Here is a 1,191-nt window from a genome sequence, read left to right on the forward strand (position 1 = left end):
AAATGGCAAAGGAAAAGTTCGAGCGGACTAAGCCGCACGTGAACGTTGGCACGATTGGTCACGTTGACCATGGCAAGACCACGCTGACGGCCGCGATTGCTACGGTGCTGGCAGCCAAGTTTGGCGGCGCCGCCAAGAAGTACGACGAAATCGACGCAGCACCGGAAGAAAAGGCGCGCGGTATTACCATCAATACCGCCCACGTCGAGTACGAAACGGCTAACCGTCACTACGCACACGTTGACTGCCCGGGCCACGCTGACTATGTGAAGAACATGATCACGGGCGCAGCGCAGATGGACGGCGCGATCCTGGTGTGCTCGGCCGCTGACGGCCCCATGCCCCAGACCCGCGAACACATCCTGCTGGCCCGCCAGGTTGGCGTGCCTTACATCATCGTGTTCCTGAACAAGTGCGACATGGTCGACGACGCCGAGCTGCTCGAGCTGGTCGAAATGGAAGTGCGCGAGCTCTTGTCCAAGTACGAATTCCCCGGCGACGACACCCCGATCATCAAGGGTTCGGCCAAGCTGGCACTGGAAGGCGACAAGGGCGAACTGGGCGAAGTGGCGATCCTGGCCCTGGCCGACGCGCTGGACACCTACATCCCGACGCCGGAACGTGCCATCGACGGTACCTTCCTGATGCCGGTGGAAGACGTGTTCTCGATCTCGGGCCGTGGCACGGTTGTGACCGGTCGTATCGAGCGCGGCATCATCAAGGTCGGTGAAGAAATCGAAATCGTTGGTATCAAGCCGACGGTCAAGACCATCTGCACCGGCGTGGAAATGTTCCGCAAGCTGCTGGACCAAGGTCAAGCCGGCGACAACGTGGGTCTGCTGCTGCGCGGCACGAAGCGCGAAGACGTCGAGCGCGGCCAAGTGCTGTGCAAGCCGGGTTCGATCAAGCCGCACACGCACTTCACCGGCGAGGTCTACATCTTGTCGAAGGACGAAGGCGGCCGTCACACCCCGTTCTTCAACAACTACCGCCCGCAGTTCTACTTCCGTACGACCGACGTGACTGGCTCGATCGAGCTGCCGAAGGACAAGGAAATGGTCATGCCGGGTGACAACGTGTCGATCACGGTCAAGCTGATTGCCCCGATCGCCATGGAAGAAGGCCTGCGTTTCGCCATCCGTGAAGGCGGTCGTACCGTCGGCGCCGGCGTCGTGGCAAAGATCCTCGACT

The 1,191-nt window shown here is 61.0% G+C and carries 1 protein-coding gene; it reads left to right on the forward strand.

Translation table 11 applies throughout. The features are described 5' to 3' along the window. Window positions 1-2: 2 nt before the first annotated feature. Window positions 3-1,191, forward strand: a 1,189-nt coding sequence (gene tuf / locus AC1DS6_RS42630) for an elongation factor Tu (protein ID WP_035862675.1), incomplete at its 3' end; no start/stop codon positions are given.

Source organism: Cupriavidus sp. 05L310 (assembly GCF_056398185.1).